Here is a 25175-nt window from a genome sequence, read left to right on the forward strand (position 1 = left end):
AGAAAATCGCCAGATGTTTGCAAAAACCGTGCATCGACTATAGCAGTAAACGCGCTGGCCGTCGGGTTACGGCAGCAGATTGAAAAGCTTCAGGATGTTTTTCAGAAGGATGGAAAGCAGAAAAGCGAAAAGCCCGCATCGCTGCGGGCTTCTCTTATATGGCGGAGGAACAGAGATTCGAACTCTGGGATGGTTTCCCATCGGCGGTTTTCAAGACCGCTGCCTTAAGCCACTCGGCCATCCCTCCTGAAATCTTTTTGTCACCTCACACTGCGAGAGTGTGAAGTGGCGGAGGAGGAGAGATTCGAACTCTCGGATGGTTTCCCATCGGCGGTTTTCAAGACCGCTGCCTTAAGCCGCTCGGCCACCCCTCCGCAATGAGGCGCACTATAAACATCCCCCCGAACGATGTAAAGCATCCAATGATTCGTTCGCCTGAAAAACAGTCAAAAATGATTTTTTTGCCGTCTTAATCGTCATTCTGCTCAGTGAAACAGCAATTTATCGCGTAAAGATGGGTAAAACGCCTTTTCTGTCCTCTGACCGTTGCGTATTCTCAGGCCATATTTGGTGTTCTCTCTCTAACAGGAGCGCATGATGGACAGAATAATTAGCTCGTCACAGCAGCAGTCGCTACTCAGCACCCATAAAGTGCTGCGCAACACTTATTTCTTACTTGGCCTGACGCTGGCGTTTTCCGCCGTAACCGCCACGCTCAGCACCGTTTACGCCCTGCCCTCGCCGGGACTGATTCTGATGCTGGTGGGCTTTTACGGGCTGATGTTCCTGACCTATCGTCTGGCGAACAGCCCGGCGGGTATTCTGGCCGCGTTTGCCTTCACCGGCTTCCTCGGTTACTGCCTCGGTCCGATTCTCAGCTCGTTCCTCACCGCCGGTATGGGTGATGTTATCGCCATGGCGCTGGGCGGCACCGCGCTGGTGTTCTTCTGCTGTTCCGCCTATGTCCTGACCACGCGTCGCGACATGTCTTTCCTTGGCGGCATGATGATGGCCGGCTTTGTGGTGCTGCTGGTGGCTGTGGTTGCCAATATCTTCCTGCAGCTGCCTGCGCTGCACCTGGCGATCAGCGCCCTGTTTATTCTGTTCTCTGCCGGTGCCATTTTGTGGGAAACCAGCAACATCATTCAGGGCGGTGAAACCAACTACATTCGCGCCACCGTCAGCCTGTATGTCTCGCTGTACAACATCTTTGTCAGCCTGCTGAGCCTGCTGGGCTTCGCCAACCGTGACTAAGACGTAAAGCACGCACCGTTAAACCCCGCTCCGGCGGGGTTTTTGCTTTTTATCCGCCGCCGCCTTTACAATGGGCGCGCTGACGATATGAGGAAATAATGTGATTTTTGCCGGTAAAGAGATTGCCACTGACGCAGAAGGCTATCTGAAAAATAGCGCTGACTGGAGTGAAGCGCTGGCGCAGGCCATCGCCCAGCAGGAAGCGATTGAGATGAGTGAAGCGCACTGGGAAGTGGTGCACTTTGTGCGTGATTTTTATCAGCAGTTTAATACCTCGCCGGCGGTGCGCATGCTGGTCAAAGCCATGGCGCAAAAATATGGCGAAGAGAAAGGCAACAGCCGCTATCTGTTTCGCCTGTTTCCGGAAGGTCCGGCCAAACAGGCCACTAAAATCGCTGGCCTGCCAAAACCGGCAAAGTGTCTGTGATCATCCGGTAGTAAACCGCGTCGGCCGCTCCGCCAGCTGATGCGGCTCCACCAGCACCTTATCGACCCGGGCACTGGGCGGTCCGCCCGCCTTCAGCCACGCAATCAGTGACTCCACCTGCTGCGGTTCTCCCGCCGCCAGTACCTCCACGCTGCCATCGGCCAGATTATGCGCATAGCCGGTTACGCCCAGCACGTTCGCCTGCGCCTGGGTGTAATAACGGAAGCCCACGCCCTGCACCCTGCCGTGAACCCAGATTTTATAACCTGTCGTCGCCATGGCGATCTCCCCTTTGTGCGTTGCATTTTGCCGCCATCCACCGGAAAATGGCGCCTCATTTTTTCAGGTAAGCATAGCAAACATGACCGTTCGATTGATTCTCGCTAAGGGACGTGAAAAATCCCTGCTCCGCCGCCATCCGTGGGTGTTCTCCGGGGCCGTTGCCCGTATGGAAGGTAAAGCCCAGTCGGGTGAAACCATTGATATCTGTGACAGCAACGGCAAATGGCTGGCCCGCGCCGCCTACTCTCCTCAGTCACAAATTCGCGCGCGCGTCTGGAGCTGGCAGCAGGATGAGTCAATCGACATCGCCTTCTTTGTGCGCACGCTGCAGAAAGCCCAGCAGTGGCGCGACTGGCTGGCACAGCGCGACGGGCTGGACAGCTATCGTTTGATTGCCGGCGAGTCCGATGGACTGCCGGGCGTCACGATTGATCGCTTCAGTAACTTCCTCGTTCTGCAACTGCTGTCGGCCGGGGCGGAGTATCAGCGCCCGGCTCTCGTCTCGGCGCTGCAGCAGTGCTATCCCGACTGCGCCATCTACGACCGCTCTGACGTGGCAGTGCGCAAGAAAGAGGGCCTGGAGCTGGCGCAGGGTCCGGTAAGCGGTGAACTGCCGCCTGCGCTGCTGCCGATTACTGAGCACGGTATGCAGCTGCTGGTGGATATTCAGGGCGGTCACAAGACCGGTTATTACCTCGATCAGCGCGACAGCCGTTTTGCCACCCGTCGTTACGCGGAAAATGCCCGGGTGCTTAACTGCTTCTCCTACACCGGCGGCTTTGCGGTCTCTGCTCTGCTCGGCGGCTGCCGGGAAGTGATCAGCGTGGATACCTCGCAGGACGCCCTTGACGTAGCAAAACAGAACGTGGCGCTTAACGGGCTGGATGTCTCACGCGCGCAGTTCCTGCGTGACGATGTGTTCAAACTGCTGCGTCGCTACCGCGACAGCGGCGAGAAGTTCGACATGATCGTCATGGATCCGCCGAAATTCGTTGAGAATAAAAACCAGCTGATGGGTGCCTGCCGCGGCTATAAAGACATCAACATGCTGGCAATGCAGCTGTTGAATCCGGGCGGCATTCTGCTGACCTTCTCCTGTTCCGGGCTGATGGCCACCGAGCTGTTCCAGAAAATTATCGCCGATGCCGCTGTTGATGCCGGTCGTGATGTACAATTTATAGAGCAGTTCCGTCAGGCAGCCGACCATCCGGTGATCGCCAGCTATCCTGAAGGGCTTTATCTGAAAGGCTTTGCCTGTCGCGTGCTGTGACTTGAAAACGCTGTCCCTGCCCCCATATCGGTGGCAGGGCAAAGTTTTGGGAGGTCACAATGATTGCCAGTAAATTTGGAATTGGACAGCAGGTCCGGCACCGTCTCTCCGGGGTGCTCGGCGTGATTGTGGATGTCGACCCGGAGTATTCGCTGGACGATCCACAGCTGGATGAGGTTGGCGCGACGGAATCGCTGCGTGCGGCCCCCTGGTATCACGTGGTGATGGAAGATGAGGAAGGCGAACAGGTGCATACCTATATCGCTGAGATTCAGCTGGCCGGCGAAACCTCGTTCGAACATCCGGAACAGCCATCCATGGATGAGCTGGCCGCCTCGATCCGCCAGCAGCTGCAGGCACCCAGCCTGCGGCATTAAGGGTACGGCGACGCCGCGTCGCCGTTTGTCTTTACCGCATCACGCCCAGCCGCGGGATTTCTATCTTCGGGCAGCGATCCATCACTACCGTCAGCCCGGCATCACGCGCCAGCACTGCCGCCTGCTCATTGATCACGCCCAGCTGCAGCCACAGGGTTTTGGCGCCGATAGCAATTGCTTCCTGCGCCACGCCCCATGCCGCTTCGGAATTGCGGAACACATCCACCATGTCGATCTTGCCCGGGATCTCCGCCAGCGTGCCATACACGGTCTGGCCCAGCAGCTGCTGTCCCGCCAGCTTCGGGCTCACCGGCACCACGTCATAACCCTGATCGAGCAGGTATTTCATTACGCCATAGCTGGCACGCTCAGTGCGATCGCTGGCACCGACCAGCGCAATGCGTTGGGTTTGCGTCAGGACATCGCGAATCGTTTGATCGTTCATGTTTTCTCCTTGTTCACTCGCCTGAGTGTAGATGCCATTGCGCGCTAAAGTGCAAGCGCAGCGCACGAAAAGTTTGCGCGGCGACACGAATAAATATGTTAAAATGTAAATTAACTGCCATAATGTAATAATTTGCTACACATCGCCCTTTTTCCCCTGTTCCGGGAGTTGAAATGAAGCTGTCTCTGGCTGTTACGGGTTTGCTGTTGCTGCTCGTATCGGCAACCTGCCATGCCATCACCCTGAAGCTCGATCCGCAGATCGACCTGCTGGTGCTGGATGGGCGCAAAATCTCAGGTTCGCTGCTGAAAGGCGCGGACAGCCTTGAGCTGGAGCGCGGTCAGCATCAGTTTCTGTTTCGCGTGGATAAACCCTGCGCCGATGCCACCCACTTCCGCTCAGAACTGATGATCGTCACCTTCACTGCCGACGGCCATTCCGTAGCGATTCGCCTGCCGGCGCTGAATAACCGCCGCGAACGCAGCCTGTTTGATAAATCGTTAAATTTTCAGCTGATTGACGAGCGGGGTAATGAGATAGCCAGCATTCGCGATCGGTTGCCGGGTGAGAGCAGCGGCAATGTTGAACAGGCGATGATCAATTACAACCGTACGGCGCAGGCGGCCAGCGTGCCGCGCTTTGCGCTGCAGGCGGCCAGCGTACCGGACGCCAGTCATAGTCTGGATATGGTATGGCAGGACGCCAGTAATTTGCCCGCGCTGCAACGCTGGCTGCAGCGTGTTGATGCCGCCACGCGGCAGCGTTTTATCAGTTGGGTGAAAACCCTACGCGCAAGTTGATAGCAGCTGAACGCCAGGGGTAAACTCGTGCCTTCACTACGTTTGCACGCGCCGAAACAGGAAGCCCCATGGAGCAGACCGTTCGTACCCTGAAAGTTCAGAAACACATCGCCCTCGTTGCCCACGACCACTGCAAAGCCTCGCTGCTGGACTGGGTGAAAATCAATCAAAATGCGCTGCAACCTCACGTGCTATACGCCACCGGCACCACCGGCAACCTGATCAATCGTCACACCGGACTGGATGTGAATGCCATGCTCAGCGGGCCGATGGGCGGCGATCAGCAGGTCGGCGCGCTGATTGCTGAAGGTAAAATTGATGTGCTGTTCTTCTTCTGGGATCCGCTCAATGCAGTACCCCACGATCCGGACGTCAAAGCGCTGCTGCGCCTGGCTACCGTATGGAATATCCCGGTAGCGACCAACCGCGCCACCGCGGATTTCATTATCCATTCGCCGATGTTTGCCAGCGAAGTGACCATCCAGATCCCCGATTATCAGCGCTACCTGACGGAACGCCTGAAAGCCTGATGGCTCAGGCCTTCCGGCTCTGCGCAACGCCCAGTTCGCGCAGGTGTTCGACAAACACGGAAGGCCGCTCTTTATCAAACATCAGCCATACCTGCTGACGCGCGCGCGTGATGGCCACGTAGGCCAGGCGCCGCTCTTCAGCATGCGGAAAATCCTCCGGCTGCGGTAGCAGTCCCTCTTCCATGATCGACTCGCGCGCCTGCGCCGGGAAGCCGTCACGCCCTTCGTGCAGCCCCAGCACGATGACAAAATCCGCCTGCTGACCTTTACTGGCGTGGATGGTCATGAAGTCGATACGCAGTTTCGGCCAGCGGGTTTTGGCTTTATCCAGCATGGCCGGACGCAGATGATGGTAACGCGCCAGCAGCAGTACGCGCTCGTCAGGCTTCGCGTAACCGCTCAGCTTGTCGAGCAGCGCTTCCAGTTGCTCCTGCGGCAGCAGCGTAATGGATTTCTTGTTCCCTTTGCTCAGGCTGTTGAGCGGCTTGCGCAGCTGATGCGGATTCTGCTGCACAAAGCGGTTGGCAATGTCACCGATGCGATCGTTGAAGCGGTAGGTGGTATCCAGCACGCAGCGGTCGCCTTCGCCAAAATAGTGATGAAACGCGGTGGTCAGGCTCATCTCCGCGCCGCTAAAGCGATAGATCGCCTGCCAGTCATCGCCGACCGCAAATAAACTGGTGCGCTTATTTTGCTGACGCAGCGCGCTGAGCAGCGCCGCCCGCTGCGGGGAAATATCCTGGAATTCATCCACCAGAATGTGCTTCCACGGGCTGATAAAGCGGCCCTTCTCCAGCACAGCGATTGCCTGGTGGATCAGCCCGGAGAAATCCACCGCGCCCTCGGCTTTCAGTGCGCTTTTCCATGCTTTCAGCAGCGGTGCCATCAGCCTGACGCGCTTCGTGAAATTGTCGCGCAGCGGTTCCGGCACATCGGCAATCATCGCCGCCTGCGCGCCGCCGTGCATGCGCATCAGGCCGAGCCAGCGCTCCAGCCGCACGGCAAGACGCTGCGCCAGTTTGTCATCCTGCCAGAACGGACCTTCCGGCACGTCCCACGCCAGCTCTTCCTGCAACCACTGTCGCCAGCCGCTGGCCTGCGCCTTTTTGCTGTTGCACTGCTCGCGCCAGTTTTCGATCAGCAACTGACGTCGCGCGCTGCTGTCACTTTCCAGCCGGCTAATGACCGGCTGCTTATTGCTGCCTTCACGAATGATGTGCAGCGCCAGCGCGTGGAACGTACGCGCCTGAATCGCGCTCTCACCCAGCCGCGTCTGGATCCGATCGTTCATCTCTTCCGCCGCCTGGCGACCAAAAGCCAGCAGCAGGATTTGCTCCGGCTGCGCCAGTTTGCGCTGTAACAGCCAGCCGGCGCGCGCCACCAGCACCGAGGTTTTACCGCTGCCCGCGCCGGCCAGCACCAGCAGCGCGTCTTCACCGTTGACCACCGCCTCACACTGCGATGGATTGAGCGGCGTGGTTTCAACGGTGGAGAAGAAGGCGTGATTATCGCTGATCACCCGCGCGCTCCATTCACGGTTGCGCTGCCGAATCGCGCTCTCGCCCTGCTCGAGCCACTGCTGGCAAAAGCGCCACAGCGTGCGGCAGTTATCAAACTCCTCCAGCCGTGCCAGCGGCAGCGGTAAGGCGGAAAACTGGCGCGTGATGGTCTCTTTTACCGCAGCCAGCTCGCTGCGCTTCAGCCAGCGATCCTGGCTTGTAAATGCGACGATCTCCTGCTGCAGCGCGCTCAGCACCTGCGCGCTGATTTCGCTCATTTCGAGGCTCCACTGCTGCCACGCCTGCTGCAGGTAATGATAAAAACGCTGGGTTTCCTGCCACTCGGTGCCGTGTAACCGCACCACTTTCTCTTCCGGTAATAAGAACTCCAGCTCGCCCCACACCAGGCCGCGTTTACAGGTGATACCGATCAGCTGATTAAACGGGATCAGGTATTCGTGACGATCGCCGCTGACTTCCACACCGGCAGCCAGCAGTCGCACCCGGTTATAGGGATGCTGTGCCAGCCGTTTGCCCATGGATGTTGCTTTTAGTTCCATCTCCGCACCGTCATGTGGAATTCAATTATCGCGCAGTTTACCTGTCAGACCCTTAGCGCTCCAGCCTTAAAACACGCTAAACTGGGCGACACATATTGCGGATTGCAAAAGGAAAATCGCGTTATGCGCACCGTGCTTAATATTCTGAATTTTGTTCTTGGCGGCTTTATCACCACCCTCGGCTGGCTGCTGGCCACGCTGATCAGCATCGTGCTGATCTTTACCCTGCCGCTGACCCGCTCCTGCTGGGAGATCACCAAACTGTCCCTGCTGCCGTTTGGCAACGAAGCGGTTCACGTTGACGTGCTGCGCCCGGAGAGCAAAAGCCACGTGCTGAACGCCGGCGGCACCTTCCTCAACCTGTTCTGGCTGATTTTCTTTGGCTGGTGGCTGTGCCTGATGCACATCTCGACCGGCATCCTGCAGTGTCTGAGCATCATCGGTATCCCGACCGGCATTGCCCACTTTAAAATCGCCGCTATCGCGCTGTGGCCGGTAGGTCGTCGCGTGGTGTCAGTGGAAGAAGCGCAGGCGGCGCGTGAAGCCAACGCGCGGCGCCGCTACTGAGGCTGAAGATGATGCCTGACGCTTTGCCCGGCTGGCGCCGTTATCTGTTCAACAGCAGCCTGCGCTACCTGCTGCGCATCTTCTTCGCGCTAGCCGGCTGTGCCGCCGTTCCCTGGTGGCTGCAGCAGATTGAGTGGACCATTCCGCTAACGCTCGGCGTCGTGGCGGCGGCGCTGGCCGATCTTGACGATCGCTGGACCGGCCGCGTGCGCAACCTGCTCATCACGCTGGTGTGCTTCTGCATTGCCTCGGTTTCGGTTGAGCTGCTGTTTCCGCACCCGTGGCTGTTTGCTATCGGTCTGGCGCTCTCCAGCTGGGGATTTATTCTGCTGGGCGCGCTGGGGCAGCGCTACGCCACCATTGCGTTTGGTGCCCTGCTGATCGCGGTGTACACCATGCTGGGCATTGGCCTGTTTCCGCAGTGGTGGATGCAGCCGGCGCTGCTGCTGATTGGCGCGCTGTGGTACAACCTGCTGACCTTTATCGGCCACCTGATGTTTCCGGTGCGCCCGGTGCAGGAGCAGCTGGCCGCCAGCTTTTCCCAGCTGGCGCGCTATCTGGAAGCCAAGGCCAATCTGTTTGATCCCGACGGCGGTGAGCAGGATGACGCGGCGCTGATCGCCACCGCGATGGTCAATAGTCAGCTGGTGGCGCAGCTCAACCTGACGAAAACCACCATTCAGAGCCGTTTACGCGGCGACCGCGGCTCGCGCAGCACGCGGCGCAGTCTGCATTACTATTTTGTGGCGCAGGATATTCACGAGCGCGCCAGCTCGTCGCATCTGCAATATCACCTGCTGCGCGATGACTGGCGCTACAACGAGGTGCTGTTTCGCTTTCAGCGACTGCTGAACATGCAGGCGCAGGCCTGTCGCCAGCTGGCAGAGAATATCGTGCTGCGCCAGCCGTGGCACCACGATAGCCATTTTGCGCGCAGCTTTGAACGGCTGGAGACCGCCCTGCAGCGCCTGCAACATAACGATCCGCAGGCGACGCACATTCGTCCGCTGTTCTGGTTGCTGCGCAACTTACGCGCCATTGACGCGCAGCTGGCGTCGATCGAATCAGAGCAGCGGCTGGCAGAACCGCTGACGCAGAGCGATCACCATCTGTCGCGTGAAGGCTTGAGTGGCTGGGCGGATATCCGGCTGCGCCTCAGTCGACATCTGAGTCCGACCTCGGCGTTGTTCCGCCACGCGGTGCGCATGTCGCTGGTGCTGTGCGTGGGGTACGCCTTCATTCAGCTTACCGGCCTGCATCGCGGCTACTGGATCCTGCTGACCAGCCTGTTTGTCTGCCAGCCTAACTACAACGCCACACGGCGGCGGCTGGCGCTGCGCATTGGCGGAACCCTGGCCGGTATTGCGATTGGCCTGCCGGTGCTGTGGCTGGTGCCCTCTATCGAGGGCCAGTTGGTTTTGATTGTGCTGAGCGGCGTGCTGTTTTTCGCCTTCCGCCAGATTCAGTACGCGCAGGCGACGCTGTTCATCACCCTGCTGGTGTTGCTGTGCTTCAATCTGCTGGGTGAAGGCTTTGATGTCGCCCTGCCGCGCGTGGTGGATACCTTGCTCGGCTGTGGCCTGGCCTGGCTGGCGGTGGCGTTTGTCTGGCCTGACTGGCGTTTCCGTCAGCTGACGACGGTTGCCGATCGCACGCTGAATGCCAACTGTCGTTATCTTGATGCCATCCTGGAACAGTATCATCAGGGTAAAGATAACCGTCTCGCCTACCGCGTGGCGCGCCGTGACGCGCACAACGCCGATGCGGAACTGGCGTCCGTGGTGTCCAATATCAGCGGCGAACTGAAGCAACAGCCGCCGCTGCGCGAGAATGCGTTCCGTCTGATGTGCCTTAACCACTCGTTTCTCAGCTACATCTCAGCGCTGGGCGCGCACCGGGAGCAGCTGACGCAGGGCGAACTGCTGACACTTTTAGATGACGCGGTATGCTTCGTCGAGGATGTGCTGCAGATCGATCGCGTCAGCGAAGCGCAGGCGGAAACGATGCAGCAGGCACTGATGCAGCGCCTGAGCGCGCTGAAAACCAGTGAGGAGGCGCAGGCACCGCTGGTGTTGCAGCAGCTGGGGCTGCTGATTGCGCTGCTGCCGGAAATTGCCCGTCTGCGCCGCACCCTCGCTGCCGCTTAAGGCAACAGGCGCTCCGCCGCGGCGTGCTGGCGGAGCGTTTCCTGATACCAGGCGCTCAACTCTTCACGTACCGCCGCCGGCAAAGCGGCCTGGTGATGCCCGGAAATGGCGCCTTCCAGCGCCAGCAGCGTTTTCAGGCCGATATCTTTATTCACCGCCCGCAGCTTCAGCCAGCTCTGACGCGAGCCCATTTCATACAGCAAGCGAACAGAATTGATCCCGACTTTGTGCAGCATCAGCTCCATGCGCAGGCTGAGATTGGGCAGATCTTTCAGCCTGAGCAAGACAAGTCTGTTCGCCGCCTCGGCGCGCGCCGCAGACAGCGAACTGGCCGATAAGCGCAGCAGCTGATCGGCGTCCTGCCAGAGCTGTTTATCCACTTTGTAGTAGCTGAGCGTCACCGGCATGCCGCGCTTGCGGTATATCAACGGTTCCAGCGGGCGCTGTGCGGCATAGTGCTGTAGCGCCTCGCTGGCGCGCAGATAGAGCGCATCCTCATTGATGTAAGCAAACACCACCTTTTCGACCGCCAGCGCGTAACCACCAAACTGGGTGCGCGATTCAATTTTTCCCAATGCCGCTAACTGGGCTTTGGACTGCTCAACCACCGGATTATTTATCTTCATAACGTCCCCTTTTCCTCATTCCTTGCGCGGGAAATTTCCTATAAAAAGCTCAGAGATTCATCTGGTTAGAAGATAGAAAAAACGATTTAGCTGTTCAATGAATAAAAGCGGCAACGCGCGGATCTTGTGCGGAATTTGCGAGGCATTTTCAGAAATTGAGGTTGATCTTTATCCAGGAACTCATTACTGTATATTCATACAGTTCATTACTGAGTGATTAAAATATGCGTACTCAATACTCTGGCCCTGCTGATCGTGCTCACCGTTTCGCTGCGACGGGCTTAACGCAACCTTCTCTGGGTGGTATTACTGAACTGCGTTATAGCGAGCAGCCCGGCATCATGCCGCTGCTGTTACTGCCGGTCCTCAAGCAGCTGAGCACTCAGTCACGCTGGCAGCTGTGGCTGACGCCAGCGCACAAACTGAACCGCAGCTGGATGCAGCAGTCAGGATTACCGCTGGAAAAGAGTATGCATATTACGGAATCCGAGCGTTTAAGCACGGTTGAGAGCATGGTGAAAGCGTTGCGCACCGGCAACTACAGCGTGGTACTCGCCTGGATTCCTTATGAATTGAGCAATGAAGAGCGCCTGGAACTTGAGCAGGCAGCCGCCGAAGGCGAAGCGCTGGGATTGATTATGCGTCCTCAGGGGCGGGATCTTGCTCTGTCCAGACAGCCAAACAGCGCAAAAATTCCCTCTGATTTGTTTCATTAAGTAAAACTAAGATTTTTCTCACGCTATTTTTTCACAAAGTTGCGGCTAAGCCACTGATTCTTTTCCCGCCAGCTATGACAATGGCTTAGCCGCATTTTTCTTTTCTGGTAGCGAAAATTTTGCCATGTCATTTGTTAAAATGTGTGTATAAATCCCTGTTTTTTTATCCGCTGACGTCACATCATACTTGTAAGTTTCCAATCTCGTTGTAGACTTTACCTCGCCAGGGTGCTCAATAACCTCCGTTTTTTCGGTAGAGTCATAAGCGAGCGTTTAGACCCGGCGAAGGATTACAACCAAGAGCAACCTTTTTGCTCATTGCCTATTTGGATGATAACGAGGCGCAAAATGAAAAAGACAGCTATCGCAATTGCAGTGGCACTGGCTGGCTTCGCTACCGTAGCGCAGGCCGCTCCTAAAGATGACACTTGGTATACCGGTGCTAAACTGGGCTGGTCTCAGTATCACGATACTGGTTACTACGGTAACGGTTACGAAAACAACGACGGTCCAACTCACGAATCTCAGCTGGGCGCAGGTGCTTTCCTGGGCTACCAGGCTAACCCATACCTGGGCTTCGAGCTGGGCTACGACTGGCTGGGCCGTATGCCGAACAAAGGCAACGTGACCAATGGCGCATTCAAAGCACAGGGCGTTCAGCTGGCAGCTAAACTGAGCTACCCAATTGCTGACGATCTGGACGTGTACACCCGTCTGGGCGGCATGGTATGGCGTGCTGATTCAACTCAGACCAACCCAGACAACGGCCGCATCAGCAACCACGACACCGGCGTTTCTCCGCTGGCTGCTGTTGGTGTTGAATACGCACTGACCAAAAACTGGGCGACTCGCCTGGACTACCAGTGGGTTAACAACATCGGTGACGCAGGTACCGTTGGTGCGCGTCCAGACAACAGCATGCTGAGCGTCGGCGTTTCTTACCGTTTCGGTCAGGACGAAGCTGCTGCACCAGTTGTTGCTCCAGCTCCAGCTCCGGCTCCGGTTGTTGAAACCAAGCGTTTCACTCTGAAGTCTGACGTGCTGTTCACCTTCAACAAATCTACCCTGAAGCCAGAAGGCCAGCAGGCTCTGGATCAGCTGTACAGCCAGCTGAGCTCAATGGATCCGAAAGACGGTTCTGTTGTGGTTCTGGGCTTCACCGACCGCATCGGTTCAGACCAGTACAACCAGAAACTGTCTGAGAAACGTGCTCAGTCTGTTGTCGACTACCTGGTATCTAAAGGTATCCCGGCTAACAAGATCTCTGCACGTGGCATGGGTGAATCTAACCCAGTTACTGGCAACACCTGTGACAGCGTGAAAGGCCGCAATGCCCTGATCGACTGCCTGGCGCCAGACCGTCGCGTTGAAATCGACGTGAAAGGTATCAAAGACGTTGTAACTCAGCCACAGGCTTAAGTTATCGCGCAATAAAAAACCCCGCTTCGGCGGGGTTTTTTTTGGCTTTTTATCACACGCATTTTTTGCTATTCGTTATCCGCGCCACCTTTACCCAGAATCGCCTGCAGATCCTGCTTCAGCGTTGACATCTGACTGGCATACTTCTCTTTGCGTTCTGCATCTTCGATCAGCTGAACGATGGTCTCTGATAAGGTGCTGTTACGACGCTGCGCCAGACCGGCCAGACGCTGCCACACCAGATACTCCAGATCGATCGATTTTTTCCGCGTGTGCTGATGCTCTGCGTTGAAATGACGTTTACGCCGCGCGCGTATGGTCTGCTTCAGACGGTTTTCCAGCTCCGGATGGATATGCTTTGCGATCCAGTCACCGACCTCAACCGGGTTATTCTCCATCGCCAGCAACGTCTCTACCGCCGCCTGCGCAGCGCTCAGCTCAATATGCCGGGTGATCAGCTCACCTTCCCGATGCTTTTTCACCAGGTATTTCCACTTCCATCCACTTTCAAGATTTTCGAGTTGCTGGTATTTCATCGGAATCTCATCGTGATCACGTAACAAACTAAGAATAACAGCTTTTTTCCCGGATGCAGCAAGGAAAAACATGTTGCGGCCATCACAGTTCAGGCCGGAAGTGCGCCGTGCTTAACCGGGTTGAATCCTGTATAATCGCGCTTTTCCTGAACCAGACTAATGCGAATATTTTGACCAGCACTCAACTTACGTGGCAAGCCCTGCAGCCGGATAGCTCACGCTACCAATCACTTTTCTCAACCGTCTCTCTGGAAGATAGCGATACGCTTGCCGCGGTTCAGCCGCGTCTGCTGAATGCGCTGGCGCATTTACATCATCAAACGCTGGGCTTTCCGTTGCTGCTGTTACGCAGCCAGGAAAACAGTGATTATCTGGCGTGGATTGCCGAGGCGGCGCAGCGCTTTCAGCCTGACGAGGACGCGCTGTACGGCGGTGATTACCATGTGATGGGCGACAACGTCAGCCTGCAACCGCCTGTCGATGCCAGCCGTCCCTTCACCAGCACCGGCGGCGTGCATTACGCCGACTGGATTGAGTCCGAGCAGCTGTTTGGCTGCGTGCGTCAGTATAAAGATCGCGTACAGCTGGAGCCCGGTCTGCTGCATCAGGCTAACGGTGGCACGCTGATCTTGTCGATCAACACCCTGCTGGCACAGCCGCTGCTGTGGCTGCGCCTGCGCAAAGTGATCGAGTTGGGCCGCTTTGACTGGTATTCACCGGACGAGCGTCGTCCCCTGCCGGTGACCATTCCCCCGCTGCCGCTGCAGCTGCGTCTGATTTTATGTGGCGATCGCGAGGCGCTGGCCAGCTTCCAGGAGCTGGACGTTGAAGTGCACGAAATGGCGCTCTACAGCGAGTTCGAAGAGAATCTGCAGCTGGTCGATGAGGATGACATGGCCAACTGGTGCCGCTGGACGCTATGCCAGGCGGAACGGGCCGGTCTTACGCCACCCGAAGCTGATTTCTGGCCGCTGCTGATCCAGGAAGCGGTGCGTCTGACCGGCGATCAGGACACGCTGCCGCTGTGCCCGCGCTGGCTACGCCGTCAGTTGCAGGAAGCCGCGCTGCACGGTGAGACGCTGAATGGCGAGGCGCTGAAAGAGGCGCTGGAAGCACGCCAGTGGCGCGAAAGTTTCCTCGCCGACCGGATGCGCGATGAGATCCTGCTGAATCAGATCATGATCGAAACGGAAGGCGAAGTGGTCGGTCAGATCAACGGCCTGTCGGTGATTGAATTCCCTGGCCATCCACGTCCGTGGGGCGAGCCGTCACGCATCACCTGTGTTGTGCATCCGGGCGATGGCGAGTTTACCGACGTGGAGCGCAAAGCGGAGCTTGGCGGCAACATCCACGCCAAAGGCATGATGATCATGCAGGCGTATCTGATTTCCGAGCTGGAGCTGGAACAGCAGCTGCCCTTCTCGGCATCGCTGGTGTTTGAGCAGTCCTACTCCGAAGTCGACGGTGACAGCGCCTCGCTGGCCGAGCTGTGTGTGCTGATCAGCGCGCTGGCAAACCAGCCGCTGAACCAGCAGATTGCCGTTACCGGTTCGGTGGACCAGTTTGGTAACGTGCAGCCGGTGGGTGGTCTGAATGAGAAAATCGAAGGCTTCTTCCATATCTGCCAGTCGCGTGAACTGACCGGAAAACAGGGCGTCATTCTGCCTGCCAGCAACGTGCGCCATCTCAGCCTCAGCGACGACGTGGTAGAAGCGGTGCAGCAGGGCCAGTTCCATATCTGGGCGATTGAGCGCGTTGACGAAGCGCTGCCGCTGTTAACCGGTATTGCCTGGCAGAGCGAAAGCGGCGACTCGCTGCTGAGCACCATTCAGGAGCGCATTACTCAGCTCAATCAGCAGGAAAACCGACCGCGGCCCTGGCCATTACGCTGGCTCAACTGGTTCAACCACAGCTGATTACATTGCCCAGCGTACAACTGTTCGCTAATATTCGGGCTTCACTAAAAGAAGGCATATTGAGAACATGGTAGATAAACGCGAATCCTATAGCAAAGAAGACCTGATTGCCTCTGGTCGCGGCGAACTGTTTGGCGAGAATGGCCCACCGCTTCCGTCTGACAACATGTTGATGATGGACCGCGTGGTCAAAATGACCGAAGACGGCGGCAAATTCGATAAAGGTTATGTGGAAGCCGAACTGGATATCCGCCCTGACCTGTGGTTCTTTGATTGTCACTTTAAAGGCGATCCGGTTATGCCAGGCTGTCTGGGTCTGGATGCTATGTGGCAGCTGGTTGGCTTCTATCTCGGCTGGCTGGGTGCGGAAGGTAAAGGCCGTGCGCTGGGTGTGGGTGAAGTGAAATTCACCGGCCAGGTTCTGCCGACGGCGAAGCTGGTTACTTACAAAATTCACTTCAAACGCGTCATCAACCGCAAGCTGGTGATGGGCGTGGCCGATGGCGAAGTGTTCGTCGACGGTAACCTGATTTACACCGCGACTGACCTGAAAGTGGGCCTGTTTAAAGACACTTCAGCGTTCTGACCCGCCAACAAAAACCTCCGCACGCAGCGGAGGTTTTTTTCCTGTTTACAGACATCCGACAGTGCCTAAGCCACCGCCGACCTGTCCTCCATGGCTTGTCGCCAACCTCCCAACCAGTGAGACCGGGCATCGATCATTTGATAAGGGCATATCTCTTTTGAGCGGCCAGTAATGCCTGCCTGATAGCCTCGTGAATGTGCTCGTTCCAGGCGGTCTCTCTTCTGTCTCTTCATACCTCGTTTCCCTCATTTCAGGTCTGGTGGAATCTGGTGGAAAGAAAGAGTGGTGAATTAATGTTCAACCACAGTAATGTTCTAACCTGTGGTGGGTGAAAGGTCAATGCGCAAAATTCACGCCAATGTCATCAATTTGCCGTGAAATCGACACAAATCCCTCAGTGCCGCCGCCATATCTGGCTGATTCCGCAATAAAAAAGTCCCTGATTTGCGCGCCGTCACATAACGGCAAATCAGGGACTTAGCATAAGCATCGAACAAATCCTAATTTAGCGTCACCACGCTGTTAGCGATCTGCTGTGCCGTTTGCTGCCAGCCGAGCGCCAGCGTGCGCACCAGCGCATCGTAGCCATCTTCGGTCTGCGGCAGCGTCAGATTAAAGCCATGTTTGATAAGCCGGCCTTGATGTTGTAACAGCCATTCACCGCTTACTACCACCTTGCCGTCATAGCGACCATGGAAGCCGGTGACGTGCACGCTGAGCGTATCGTGCGTGTCACCCAGCGGCTGACTGGCCACCAGCCGGCCGGGCAACGCCTGGCCGAGGTTACTCACCAGTGTCTGCTGCAGCTGCTGGTCGAGCGGACTGGCCCACAGATTATTGGCGGCAATCACGTACTTCACGTCGCTGGTTTGATAAACCAGTCCGTTGCCGGCGAGATAATCCGGCACGCTCACCTGTTCAACCCAAATCATCGGCTGGCTGGCGGAGGCGTCACTGCTGACGCGCGCCATATTGCTGCCCGCAGGCAGCTGGTAATAAGTGGTGTCGATGGTGCTGCTGCAGCCCGCCAGCAGCAGCACAGCACCGATAATCAGCCCTTTTTTCACTGTTTCGCCCTCTTTGGCTGCGGATCCTGACCCGGTTTGGCTTCAAATACCAGCGCGTTGCTCTTACTGTTGAGCGTTTTCAGCACCGGCTGCAATTCGCGCAGCACCTGGTCAAGGCGCTGCATATCGCCCACCAGTTTGTTATAGGCTGGCGATCCCGGCTGCAGCCCCTTCATGCTGCGATTAAGCTCGCGCAGGGTTTGCTGCATATCGGCCGGCAGCGTTTTCATCGCCGGGTTGGCGGTGATCTGATTGAGGTTATCCAGCGTTTTCTGCAGCTGCTGCAGGGTGCGCTGGCTCTCTTTCAGCGTGCCGGTGGCCTGGTTGATCATCGGGTTGAGCGGCAGCGCGTTGATCTTATCCAGCGCCGCCATCAGTTTCTGCTGAATCTGGCTCAGGCCGCCGCTCACGGTCGGAATCACTTCCAGCCCCGCCACTTCGTTCGGTCCTTTGTAAGCCGGTGCATTGTCATAGAAGTCGAGATCGACAAACAGCGCACCGGACAGCAGGTTGCCGGTTTTCAGCGTGGCGCGCAGGCCGCGTTTCTTACCATCCTGCAGATGCTGTTCAAGATTGAAGTCGCCCCCCAGACGGCTGATAAAGCGGTCCGGCTCGATGCGGATCAGTACCGGCACGCGGTAATCGGTGTTCAGCGCCTGATTCACGCCCGGGATCATGTAAGGCACCTGAGCCACAGTACCGAGACGAATGCCGCGGAACTCGACTGGCGCACCAACCTGCAGACCACGAATCGAGTCGCTGAAGAACATCAGGAAATCAGTGTGTTTGGTGTACAGCGAATCCTGAATGCTGCGCTGGTCATCATACAGATGGTAATCGTCCTGGTTTTTGGCCAGCTCGCCGAGTTCCCAGCCGTCCGGCACGTCAAAGCTCACACCACCGCTAAACAGGGTCGTCAGCGAGCCCATTTCGACGCGCATACCGGAAGCGGACATATCCACCGCAATACCGCTGTCTTTCCAGAAGCGCACGTTGGTGGTAATCAGCCGATCGTAAGGCGCGGCGATGAACAGCTGATAGGTCATCATGCGCTTGTCGGTATCAAAGGTGCTGGTTTCCACCGTGCCGACGCGATAGCCGCGGAACAGCACCGGATCGCCCGGATTAAGCTGGCCGGCTTTTTTGCTGTCGAGGATGACGCGAATACCTTTGGCATCCGGCGGTGCCAGCGGCGGCGCATCGAGCAGCTGATAGTGCTCTGGCTTATCCCCTTTGGCGCCGGGCTGCAGTTCAATGTAGGCGCCGGAAAGCAGCGTACCGAGGCCCGTCACCCCTTCCCGGCCAATCTGCGGCTTCACCACCCAAAACACGCTGTCTTTATGCAGCAGTTTTTCCATGCCGGCATTCAGGCGCGCGGTGATCTCCACATGGTGCAGATCGTCCGTCAGCACCGCGCTTTCGACGGTGCCCACGTCGACGCTGCGGCTTTTAATGGTGGTTTTACCGGCAACAATACCTTCGGCGTTTTCGGTGATCAGCGTGACCTGCGGTCCCTGATGGCTGAAGTGATAAAACAGAATCCATCCGCCGATTAACAGCGTGACGATAGGTACGATCCACACCGGCGACCAGCGTTTAATCTGGTCGACGTTAGCAATGCCGTGTTGGTTGTCCGTCAAGACGCGGCTCCTTACGTTCAGTTTCCTGTAGGCGATCCCAAATCAGGCGCGGATCAAACGTCATGGCGGCGAACATAGTCAGAATCACCACCAGCGCAAACAATAGCGCGCCTGGCGCAGGGTAAACACTCATCAGCTGGCCCATGCGCACCAGCGCAGAAAGCACAGCGATCACAAACACATCAATCATTGACCAGCGGCCAACAAACTCCACCACCTCATAAATCAGGTGCATCTTCTCGCTGTCGCGCCGGCCGCGACCGCTGGCGTGCCAGCACAGCCAGCCAATCGCCACCATCTTCAGCGAAGGCACCATAATACTGGCGATAAAAATCACCAGCGCCACCGGCCAGGAGCCATCGCTCCACAGCAAAATCACGCCGGCCATAATGTTGGACGGATACTGCGAGCCGAGCGTTTCGGTCACCATGATCGGCATAATATTCGACGGGATATACAGCATCACCGAGGTGATCAGCAGCGCCAGCGTCCACTGCAGGCTGTGCTGCCTGCGTGGCGCGGCGCTTACGCCGCAGCGCGGACAGGTTCTCTGCGCGACTGGCAGAATCGCGGTGCAGCACGGACAGCTGCGCAGCCCCTGCTTCAGTCCGCTGATGCCCGCCTGCGGCGTTTGCGCCAGCGGCGGCAGCGGATCGATGCGCTGCCAGACCCAGCGGCGATCGACGCACTGAAACGCACGCAGCTGCAGCAGACAAAACAGGCACCACGGCCAGAAGCTGCTGCCAAGGCCAATTTCACCATAGGCCATCAGTTTGACGAAGCTGACCAGCACGCCGGCCATGAAAATTTCCGCCATACCCCAGCTGCGCAATTGAAACAGAATGCGTGCCAGCCCGAGTCGCAGGCTGTGCGGCAGGCGCACCGGATTGACCAGCAGCAGAATGGCGATCATGCAGAAAGCCGGAATGCCCTGCACAAACAGCAGGAACAGCGTGGCGAGGCTGCGATAATCCTCGCGATCCATCACCTGCGGAATGGCCATCAGCGAGATCTGGCTGCTGAGACCGGCCACATGCATGCTGATAAACGGAAACAGATTGGCCAGCAACAGCATAAACAGCGCCGCCAGCGCATAGCCGGTGGGACGTTTACGCGGTTCGTGCCAGTTAGCCACCAGCGTGGTGTGACAGCGCGGACAGCGCGCACGGCTGCCCACCGGTACGGCGGGCAGTTTTACGGTTAAATCACACTGCGGACAGAGCATCCAGTGCTGCGTCTGATGCGTGGCACACATGCTGACTCCCTCTGCGTTATGCGCCGTTTTTCAGCGCTTCCAGCTCTTCCCACCGTTCAAAGGTGGTTTCCAGCTCCTGCTCCGCCTGCGCCAGCGCATCCAGCACCGGCTGCGTTTTGTCGTGCGGCTGGCTGAAGAAGTCCGGATGACTCATCCGCGCCTGCAGCTCACCGATACGCGTCTCCAGCTGCTCCAGCTTTTGCGGCAGCTGTTCCAGTTCACGCGTCAGGTTATAGCTTAGCTTGCCTGCGCTGCGTTTGGGGGCGTCGGCTTTTTCTGCCGGTTTAGTCGCTGCGCTTTTGACCGGTGCAGCTTTGGTCTGCTTGTAAGCGGCGCGCTGCTGCTGCGCATCATGGTAGCCACCGACGAAGGTACCGATCTCGCCGTTGCCTTCAAAGATCCAGCATTCGGTCACGGTGTTATCCACAAACTGACGATCGTGGCTCACCAGCAGCACGGTGCCCTGATAGCCATCCACCAGCTCTTCCAGCAGCTCGAGTGTTTCGACGTCGAGGTCGTTGGTCGGTTCGTCAAGGATCAGCAGGTTGCTGGGCTTGAGGAAGAGGCGCGCCAGCAGCAGGCGGTTACGCTCGCCGCCGGACAGCGCACGCACCGGCGTCATGGCGCGTTTCGGGTGGAACAGGAAGTCCTGCAGATAGCCGAGCACGTGACGCGGCTTGCCGTTGACCATCACTTCCTGTTTGCCTTCCGCCAGGTTATCCATCACGGTTTTATCCGGATCGAGCTCCGCGCGGTGCTGATCGAAGTAGGCGATTTCCAGTTTGGTGCCGCAGTGCACGCGACCGGCATCCGCCTTCAGCTGGCCGAGCATCAGGCGCAGCAGCGTGGTTTTACCGCAGCCGTTCGGGCCAATCAGGGCGATTTTGTCGCCGCGCTGCACCTGGGTGGAGAAATCCTTCACCAGCGTTTTGCCGTGAACGCCGTAATCCACGTTTTCCAGCTCAAAGACGATTTTGCCGGAACGCGCCGCTTCACCGACCTGCATATTAGCTTTGCCCATCACGTCACGTCGTTCGGAGCGTTCACGACGCAGCGCTTTCAGCGCGCGCACGCGGCCTTCGTTACGGGTGCGACGCGCTTTGATGCCCTGGCGAATCCACACTTCTTCCTGCGCCAGCTTGCGGTCGAATTCGGCGTTTTGCATCTCTTCAACGCGCAGCGCTTCCTCTTTGCCCAGCAGGAACTGATCGTAATCGCCCGGCCATGACACCAGCTTGCCGCGATCGAGGTCGACAATGCGCGTCGCCATATTGCGGATAAAGGAGCGGTCGTGCGAAATAAACACGATGCTGCCGTTGAAGGTTTTCAGGAAGCTTTCCAGCCAGTCGATGGTTTCAATATCGAGGTGGTTAGTCGGTTCGTCGAGCATCAGCACGCGCGGGTTGCTGACCAGCGCTCGGCCCAGCGCGGCTTTACGCAGCCAGCCACCGGAGAGTGACGACAGTTCGGTGTCCGGCTGCAGCCCGATTTGCTGCAGCACATCGTTGATGCGGCTGTCGAGCTGCCACAGGTTGTGATGGTCGAGAATCGTCTGCAGTCGCCCCATTTCGTTGAGGTTTTTCTCGCTCGGATCTTCCATCACTAAATGCGATATGGCGTGGTAGGCCTTGAGGTGTTCAGCCTGTTCGGCCACGCCTTCGGCGACGAAGTCGTACACCGAACCGGTGATATTGCGTGGCGGATCCTGTTGCAGCCGCGCGACCACCAAATCCTGCTCATAAATAATGCGGCCGTCATCCAGCGGCTGTTCGCCGTTGATGATTTTCATCAGCGTCGATTTACCGGCGCCGTTGCGCCCAACCAGACAGACGCGCTCGCCCTCTTCGATATGCAGTTCGGTGTTATCCAACAGCGGCGCATCGCTGAACGACAGGTAAGCGCCATGGATACTGATCAGTGACATAAAACTTATTCCTTACCGGCGTGGCTTACCAGCCAGCAGTTGTGAATTTGACGGTTGCGCGCAAAGTCCTGCGACAGCGTTTTTTGCGTAATTTCCTGCGCCTGCAGACCCAGACGCTGCAAGCCGTCCAGATCCATTTTGAAGCCGCGCTTGTTATTGGAGAACATAATGGTGCCGCCGCGACGCAGCATGCGCTTCAGGTTCTGCAGCAGCATCAGGTGGTCGCGCTGCACATCGAAGTCATCTTCCATGCGTTTGGAGTTGGAGAAGGTCGGCGGATCGATAAAGATTAGATCGAACTGCTCATCGCTTTCGCGCAGCCAGCTCAGGCAGTCCGCCTGCATCAGGCGATGCTGGCGCCCGGTTAATCCGTTCAGGCGCAGGTTACGTTCGGCCCACTCCAGATAGGTGCGCGACATATCGACCGTGGTGGTGGATTTGGCGCCGCCCAGCCCGGCATGCACGCTGGCGCTACCGGTATAGGAGAACAGGTTAAGGAAATCTTTCCCCTGGCTCATCTGGCCCAGCATCTGGCGCGCGATACGGTGGTCGAGGAACAGGCCGGTATCGAGATAATCCGTCAGGTTCACCAGCAGCCGCGCGTTAAACTCCTGCACTTCAAAGAATTCGCCCTTCTCGCTCAGCTTCTGGTACTGATTTTTGCCCTTCTGCCGTTCGCGGGTTTTCAACACCAGGCGATTGGCCGGTATCTCCAGTACGCTCAGCGTGGCACCGATCACGTCAAACAGGCGCTGACGCGCTTTGGTCGCGTCCACGGTTTTCGGCGGCGCGTACTCCTGAATCACTACCCAGTCGGCGTAGCGATCGACCGCCACGTTATACTCCGGCAGATCGGCGTCATACAGGCGGTAGCAGTCAATATTCGACTGGCGCGCCCACTTGTCCAGTTTTTTGCTGTTCTTACGCAGGCGGTTAGCAAAATCTTCGGCAATCTGTGCGCCGCCTTCGGCGCTGTTCTCCGCCAGCTGGTAGTTCTTCTGTACGCACTCCAGCGGACCGTTTTTCGCTTTAAACTGGCGATCGGCGCGCAGCTGCAGGCAGCTGAGCAGCTCTGGTGAGGCGCTGAACAGCGACAAATTCCAGCCACCAAACTGCTGTTTCATGATGCGGCCCAGCTGGCTGTGCAGCGCAATCAGCGCCGGCTCGCTCTCCAGACGCTCACCGTACGGCGGGTTACTCAGCACCGTACCGCGCATCGCTTCGCCCGCCAGTGGATTTTTCAGCTGCAGCACATCCTGCTGCGCAAAGGTGAACAGATCAAACACGCCGGCGCGGCGCGCGTTGGCACGTGCCCACTCCAGCACGCGACCATCATTATCATAGCCAAAGAAGCGTGACGTGGTGGCGGCCGTGCCGGCGCGCGCACGCTGCAGCGCGTCGCTGCGCACCTCCTGCCACAGCGCGCTGTTATGGCGTTTCCAGCGGCTGAAGCCCCAGTGCGAACGCAGCAGGCCCGGCGCGCGATCGCAGGCGATCAGCGCCGCTTCAATCAGCAGCGTGCCGGAGCCGCACATCGGATCGACCAGCGGCGTGCCGCTCTGCCAGCCGGAGCGCATCACAATCGCCGCCGCCAGGTTCTCTTTCAGCGGTGCCTGGCCGGTTTGCTGGCGATAGCCGCGCTGATGCAGTGCGGTGCCGCTCAGATCCAACGCGATGCTAACGCGATCTTTGTTCAGCCACGCGTTAATGCGGATGCCCGGCTGCTCGCGATCTACACTCGGACGCTCCAGATTCTGCCGGGTAAAGCTATCGACAATCGCATCTTTGATGCGCAGCGCACCAAACTGGCTGTTGCGGATCACCTCATTGGTGCCGCTGAAGTGGATGGCGAACGTGGTGTTGCTGTCAAACAGCTCGCTCCACGGGATGCTTTGCGCGCCGACGTAGAGATCGAGATCGCTCCAGACGCCGAATTCTCCCAGCGGCAGCAAAATACGTGAAGCCAGACGGCTCCACAGCAGGCTTTGGTACATTACGCGGTCGTCGGCTCGGAAGTGGACGCCGCCCTGCACCACCTGCAAATCCTGCGCACCCAGCGCGTCCAGCTCAGTTTTCAACAGCTCTTCGAGCCCACGCGCCGTACTGGCAAACAGAGAATTCATATCGTCACTTTTACTCTTGCTAAAATTGTTGCGCATTATAGCGAATCAGCGTCCTATGTCATAAAGTTAGCTTCTTTTTGTCTGTACGGAGTTGTGATGATTACCCTGTCTCGCCTGTATATTCACCCGGTTAAATCGATGCGTGGTTTGCAGCTGTCACACGCGCAGGTGCTGGAAAGCGGTCTGGCCTTCGATCGCATCTTTATGGTGACCGAAGCGGACGGGACCTTTATTACCGCCCGCCAGTTTCCGGAGATGGTGCGTTTCACGCCCGCCCTGCTGCCCGACGGGCTATTCATCACCGCGCCGGACGGCAGCCAGGCGCTGATCCGCTTCAGAGATTTCAGCGCCCAGCCGGCACCGACCGAAGTGTGGGGCAATCAGTTCACTGCGCGTATTGCGCCTGACACCATCAACCAGTGGCTGAGCGGCTTTTTCCCGCGCCCGGTGCAGCTGCGCTGGGTTGGCACTGAGCCGTCACGCCGGGTAAAACGCTTCGACCATGTCCCGCTGGGGTTCGCTGACGGCTTCCCTTACCTGCTGGTCAACATGGCGTCGCTGCAGGATCTGCAGCAGCGCTGTCCGGCCAGCGTGCGGCTGGAACAGTTCCGCCCCAATCTGATCGTCAGCGGCGCCAGCGCCTGGGATGAGGACAGCTGGAAACGTATTAAGATCGGCGAGATCACCTTCGAGATGCCGAAGCCGTGCAGCCGCTGCGTGTTTACCACCATCGGCACCGAAAGCGGCCGCAAGCATCCGCAGGGCGAACCGCTCGCCACGCTGCAGCGCTTTCGCAGCGCGCAGGACGGCAGCGGTGATATCGATTTCGGCCTCAATCTGATTGCGCTTAACAGCGGCATCGTGCGCGTCGGCGATACGGTTGAAGTGCTGGAACGGCAAACGCCGCGCGCTTACGGTGCCGGTGAGGTGGTGGAAACGCTGCAGGCCGCCAGCAGCGCGCCGGCCGCCGTGACCATTGGCTATCAGGGTCAGCAGTTTGCCGGCGATAATCAGCAGGTATTACTGGAACAGCTGGAGATGCAGGGCTTTCGCATTCCCTATTCGTGTCGTGCCGGAATCTGCGGCAGCTGCAAAATGACGCTGGTGTCGGGTGACGTGAAGGCGCTGAAGCAGAGCGCGGTACGCGGTGACGGCACCATTCTCAGCTGCAGCTGTATTCCGAACGGAGATATCGAACTGGCGTAAGCG

At 57.9% G+C, this 25175-nt stretch carries 24 protein-coding genes and 2 tRNA genes; 13 read left to right on the plus strand and 13 right to left on the minus strand.

Annotation, left to right across the window (positions count from 1 at the left end; all coding sequences use genetic code 11):
• Nucleotides 1-159 precede the first annotated feature (159 nt).
• Nucleotides 160-247, minus strand: a tRNA-Ser gene (locus C1N56_RS12250).
• A gap of 39 nt (nucleotides 248-286) precedes the next feature.
• Nucleotides 287-374: transfer RNA gene (locus C1N56_RS12255), tRNA-Ser, on the minus strand.
• 223 nt (nucleotides 375-597) lie between these two features.
• Here C1N56_RS12255 and yccA point away from each other — a divergent pair.
• Both yccA and tusE read left to right on the plus strand, forming a co-directional pair.
• Complete coding sequence (gene yccA, locus C1N56_RS12260) at nucleotides 598-1254, plus strand: FtsH protease modulator YccA (protein ID WP_021508295.1); 657 nt, start codon at nucleotides 598-600, stop codon at nucleotides 1252-1254.
• A 100-nt stretch (nucleotides 1255-1354) separates the two neighbouring features.
• On the plus strand, nucleotides 1355-1681 hold the full coding sequence (gene tusE, locus C1N56_RS12265) for a sulfurtransferase TusE (RefSeq protein ID WP_010616552.1): 327 nt from the start codon (nucleotides 1355-1357) through the stop codon (nucleotides 1679-1681).
• Here tusE and yccX read toward each other — a convergent pair whose 3' ends face one another.
• A complete protein-coding gene (yccX, locus tag C1N56_RS12270) occupies nucleotides 1682-1960 on the minus strand; it encodes an acylphosphatase (protein ID WP_394516708.1) in 279 nt (92 codons plus the stop codon). It lies immediately after the preceding gene.
• A gap of 82 nt (nucleotides 1961-2042) precedes the next feature.
• Here yccX and rlmI point away from each other — a divergent pair, with 82 nt between their 5' ends.
• Together rlmI and hspQ are read left to right on the plus strand one after the other, a co-directional pair.
• Nucleotides 2043-3233 (plus strand): 23S rRNA (cytosine(1962)-C(5))-methyltransferase RlmI, encoded by a 1191-nt coding sequence (gene rlmI, locus C1N56_RS12275; RefSeq protein WP_278707041.1) that lies wholly within the window; start codon nucleotides 2043-2045, stop codon nucleotides 3231-3233.
• 59 nt (nucleotides 3234-3292) lie between these two features.
• The gene (hspQ, locus tag C1N56_RS12280; RefSeq protein WP_021508298.1) at nucleotides 3293-3610 is read left to right on the plus strand and encodes a heat shock protein HspQ; all 318 of its coding nucleotides are present in this window, start codon (nucleotides 3293-3295) and stop codon (nucleotides 3608-3610) included.
• 31 nt (nucleotides 3611-3641) lie between these two features.
• On the opposite strand, the gene C1N56_RS12285 is transcribed toward hspQ, so the two are convergent.
• Entirely contained in the window at nucleotides 3642-4055 is a 414-nt protein-coding gene (locus C1N56_RS12285; RefSeq protein WP_394516709.1) for a CoA-binding protein, read from the minus strand.
• 173 nt (nucleotides 4056-4228) lie between these two features.
• Between C1N56_RS12285 and C1N56_RS12290 the strand changes: the two genes are divergently transcribed.
• The gene (locus C1N56_RS12290) at nucleotides 4229-4855 is read left to right on the plus strand and encodes a YccT family protein (protein WP_058775392.1); all 627 of its coding nucleotides are present in this window, start codon (nucleotides 4229-4231) and stop codon (nucleotides 4853-4855) included.
• 68 nt (nucleotides 4856-4923) lie between these two features.
• Nucleotides 4924-5385 carry a methylglyoxal synthase gene (locus C1N56_RS12295; protein ID WP_021508301.1) on the plus strand — a complete coding sequence of 154 codons (462 nt, stop codon included), beginning with the start codon at nucleotides 4924-4926 and terminating at the stop codon, nucleotides 5383-5385.
• A 4-nt stretch (nucleotides 5386-5389) separates the two neighbouring features.
• Here the strand turns inward: C1N56_RS12295 and helD are convergent, their stop codons facing one another.
• Entirely contained in the window at nucleotides 5390-7444 is a 2055-nt protein-coding gene (gene helD, locus C1N56_RS12300; protein WP_150360648.1) for a DNA helicase IV, read from the minus strand.
• Between the two features lie 123 nt (nucleotides 7445-7567).
• On the opposite strand from helD, the gene C1N56_RS12305 reads away from it, so the two are divergent.
• Together C1N56_RS12305 and yccS are read left to right on the plus strand one after the other, a co-directional pair.
• Nucleotides 7568-8011 carry a YccF domain-containing protein gene (locus C1N56_RS12305; RefSeq protein ID WP_021508303.1) on the plus strand — a complete coding sequence of 148 codons (444 nt, stop codon included), beginning with the start codon at nucleotides 7568-7570 and terminating at the stop codon, nucleotides 8009-8011.
• An 8-nt stretch (nucleotides 8012-8019) separates the two neighbouring features.
• Nucleotides 8020-10158, plus strand: coding sequence for a YccS family putative transporter (gene yccS, locus C1N56_RS12310; protein WP_394516710.1), 2139 nt, complete (start codon nucleotides 8020-8022; stop codon nucleotides 10156-10158).
• On the opposite strand, the gene C1N56_RS12315 is transcribed toward yccS, so the two are convergent.
• Nucleotides 10155-10784, minus strand: a complete 630-nt coding sequence (locus tag C1N56_RS12315; protein WP_394516711.1) for a TfoX/Sxy family DNA transformation protein — start codon at nucleotides 10782-10784, stop codon at nucleotides 10155-10157. The two genes, yccS and C1N56_RS12315, sit on opposite strands and share 4 nt — an antisense overlap.
• A 224-nt stretch (nucleotides 10785-11008) precedes the next feature.
• Between C1N56_RS12315 and sulA the strand changes: the two genes are divergently transcribed.
• Both sulA and ompA read left to right on the plus strand, forming a co-directional pair.
• Nucleotides 11009-11500, plus strand: a complete 492-nt coding sequence (sulA, locus tag C1N56_RS12320) for an SOS-induced cell division inhibitor SulA (protein WP_031279848.1) — start codon at nucleotides 11009-11011, stop codon at nucleotides 11498-11500.
• A 348-nt stretch (nucleotides 11501-11848) separates the two neighbouring features.
• Nucleotides 11849-12919: a porin OmpA gene (gene ompA / locus C1N56_RS12325; RefSeq protein WP_058759727.1), complete on the plus strand. Its 1071-nt coding sequence runs from the start codon at nucleotides 11849-11851 to the stop codon at nucleotides 12917-12919.
• Nucleotides 12920-12987: 68 nt separating this feature from the next.
• Here the strand turns inward: ompA and matP are convergent, their stop codons facing one another.
• Nucleotides 12988-13455, minus strand: coding sequence for a macrodomain Ter protein MatP (gene matP / locus C1N56_RS12330; RefSeq protein ID WP_021508308.1), 468 nt, complete (start codon nucleotides 13453-13455; stop codon nucleotides 12988-12990).
• A 53-nt stretch (nucleotides 13456-13508) separates the two neighbouring features.
• On the opposite strand from matP, the gene C1N56_RS12335 reads away from it, so the two are divergent.
• Nucleotides 13509-15371 (plus strand): AAA family ATPase, encoded by a 1863-nt coding sequence (locus C1N56_RS12335; protein WP_088516437.1) that lies wholly within the window; start codon nucleotides 13509-13511, stop codon nucleotides 15369-15371.
• A gap of 67 nt (nucleotides 15372-15438) precedes the next feature.
• Nucleotides 15439-15957 carry a bifunctional 3-hydroxydecanoyl-ACP dehydratase/trans-2-decenoyl-ACP isomerase gene (gene fabA / locus C1N56_RS12340; protein ID WP_010616565.1) on the plus strand — a complete coding sequence of 173 codons (519 nt, stop codon included), beginning with the start codon at nucleotides 15439-15441 and terminating at the stop codon, nucleotides 15955-15957.
• Nucleotides 15958-16022: 65 nt separating this feature from the next.
• Here the strand turns inward: fabA and rmf are convergent, their stop codons facing one another.
• From rmf to rlmKL, 6 genes are all read right to left on the minus strand, one after another.
• On the minus strand, nucleotides 16023-16190 hold the full coding sequence (gene rmf, locus C1N56_RS12345) for a ribosome modulation factor (RefSeq protein WP_013508548.1): 168 nt from the start codon (nucleotides 16188-16190) through the stop codon (nucleotides 16023-16025).
• Nucleotides 16191-16457: 267 nt separating this feature from the next.
• Nucleotides 16458-17024 carry a membrane integrity-associated transporter subunit PqiC gene (gene pqiC, locus C1N56_RS12350; protein ID WP_021508310.1) on the minus strand — a complete coding sequence of 189 codons (567 nt, stop codon included), beginning with the start codon at nucleotides 17022-17024 and terminating at the stop codon, nucleotides 16458-16460.
• Nucleotides 17021-18664, minus strand: coding sequence for an intermembrane transport protein PqiB (gene pqiB / locus C1N56_RS12355; RefSeq protein WP_021508311.1), 1644 nt, complete (start codon nucleotides 18662-18664; stop codon nucleotides 17021-17023). Before pqiB ends, pqiC begins: the two co-directional genes overlap by 4 nt.
• Nucleotides 18636-19919: a membrane integrity-associated transporter subunit PqiA gene (gene pqiA / locus C1N56_RS12360; protein ID WP_058775387.1), complete on the minus strand. Its 1284-nt coding sequence runs from the start codon at nucleotides 19917-19919 to the stop codon at nucleotides 18636-18638. Before pqiA ends, pqiB begins: the two co-directional genes overlap by 29 nt.
• Nucleotides 19920-19935: 16 nt before the next feature.
• Complete coding sequence (locus C1N56_RS12365) at nucleotides 19936-21843, minus strand: ABC transporter ATP-binding protein (protein ID WP_394516712.1); 1908 nt, start codon at nucleotides 21841-21843, stop codon at nucleotides 19936-19938.
• A 5-nt stretch (nucleotides 21844-21848) separates the two neighbouring features.
• Nucleotides 21849-23966, minus strand: a complete 2118-nt coding sequence (gene rlmKL, locus C1N56_RS12370) for a bifunctional 23S rRNA (guanine(2069)-N(7))-methyltransferase RlmK/23S rRNA (guanine(2445)-N(2))-methyltransferase RlmL (RefSeq protein ID WP_394516713.1) — start codon at nucleotides 23964-23966, stop codon at nucleotides 21849-21851.
• A 96-nt stretch (nucleotides 23967-24062) separates the two neighbouring features.
• Here rlmKL and C1N56_RS12375 point away from each other — a divergent pair, with 96 nt between their 5' ends.
• Nucleotides 24063-25172, plus strand: coding sequence for a YcbX family protein (locus C1N56_RS12375; protein ID WP_394516714.1), 1110 nt, complete (start codon nucleotides 24063-24065; stop codon nucleotides 25170-25172).
• Nucleotides 25173-25175 lie beyond the last annotated feature (3 nt).

It is taken from the genome of Pantoea sp. SGAir0175 (genome assembly GCF_043547855.1).

What these genes read in the sequence shown, in the direction of transcription:
- yccA (WP_021508295.1), top strand. Translation starts at nt 598, where the DNA reads ATGGACAGAATAATTAGCTCGTCACAGCAGCAGTCGCTACTCAGCACC.
- yccX (WP_394516708.1), bottom strand. Translation starts at nt 1,960, where the DNA reads ATGGCGACGACAGGTTATAAAATCTGGGTTCACGGCAGGGTGCAGGGC.
- rlmI (WP_278707041.1), top strand. Translation starts at nt 2,043, where the DNA reads ATGACCGTTCGATTGATTCTCGCTAAGGGACGTGAAAAATCCCTGCTC.
- hspQ (WP_021508298.1), top strand. Translation starts at nt 3,293, where the DNA reads ATGATTGCCAGTAAATTTGGAATTGGACAGCAGGTCCGGCACCGTCTC.
- C1N56_RS12285 (WP_394516709.1), bottom strand. Translation starts at nt 4,055, where the DNA reads ATGAACGATCAAACGATTCGCGATGTCCTGACGCAAACCCAACGCATT.
- C1N56_RS12290 (WP_058775392.1), top strand. Translation starts at nt 4,229, where the DNA reads ATGAAGCTGTCTCTGGCTGTTACGGGTTTGCTGTTGCTGCTCGTATCG.
- C1N56_RS12295 (WP_021508301.1), top strand. Translation starts at nt 4,924, where the DNA reads ATGGAGCAGACCGTTCGTACCCTGAAAGTTCAGAAACACATCGCCCTC.
- helD (WP_150360648.1), bottom strand. Translation starts at nt 7,444, where the DNA reads ATGGAACTAAAAGCAACATCCATGGGCAAACGGCTGGCACAGCATCCC.
- C1N56_RS12305 (WP_021508303.1), top strand. Translation starts at nt 7,568, where the DNA reads ATGCGCACCGTGCTTAATATTCTGAATTTTGTTCTTGGCGGCTTTATC.
- yccS (WP_394516710.1), top strand. Translation starts at nt 8,020, where the DNA reads ATGATGCCTGACGCTTTGCCCGGCTGGCGCCGTTATCTGTTCAACAGC.
- C1N56_RS12315 (WP_394516711.1), bottom strand. Translation starts at nt 10,784, where the DNA reads ATGAAGATAAATAATCCGGTGGTTGAGCAGTCCAAAGCCCAGTTAGCG.
- sulA (WP_031279848.1), top strand. Translation starts at nt 11,009, where the DNA reads ATGCGTACTCAATACTCTGGCCCTGCTGATCGTGCTCACCGTTTCGCT.
- ompA (WP_058759727.1), top strand. Translation starts at nt 11,849, where the DNA reads ATGAAAAAGACAGCTATCGCAATTGCAGTGGCACTGGCTGGCTTCGCT.
- matP (WP_021508308.1), bottom strand. Translation starts at nt 13,455, where the DNA reads ATGAAATACCAGCAACTCGAAAATCTTGAAAGTGGATGGAAGTGGAAA.
- C1N56_RS12335 (WP_088516437.1), top strand. Translation starts at nt 13,509, where the DNA reads ATGCAGCAAGGAAAAACATGTTGCGGCCATCACAGTTCAGGCCGGAAG.
- fabA (WP_010616565.1), top strand. Translation starts at nt 15,439, where the DNA reads ATGGTAGATAAACGCGAATCCTATAGCAAAGAAGACCTGATTGCCTCT.
- rmf (WP_013508548.1), bottom strand. Translation starts at nt 16,190, where the DNA reads ATGAAGAGACAGAAGAGAGACCGCCTGGAACGAGCACATTCACGAGGC.
- pqiA (WP_058775387.1), bottom strand. Translation starts at nt 19,919, where the DNA reads ATGTGTGCCACGCATCAGACGCAGCACTGGATGCTCTGTCCGCAGTGT.
- C1N56_RS12365 (WP_394516712.1), bottom strand. Translation starts at nt 21,843, where the DNA reads ATGTCACTGATCAGTATCCATGGCGCTTACCTGTCGTTCAGCGATGCG.
- rlmKL (WP_394516713.1), bottom strand. Translation starts at nt 23,966, where the DNA reads ATGAATTCTCTGTTTGCCAGTACGGCGCGTGGGCTCGAAGAGCTGTTG.
- C1N56_RS12375 (WP_394516714.1), top strand. Translation starts at nt 24,063, where the DNA reads ATGATTACCCTGTCTCGCCTGTATATTCACCCGGTTAAATCGATGCGT.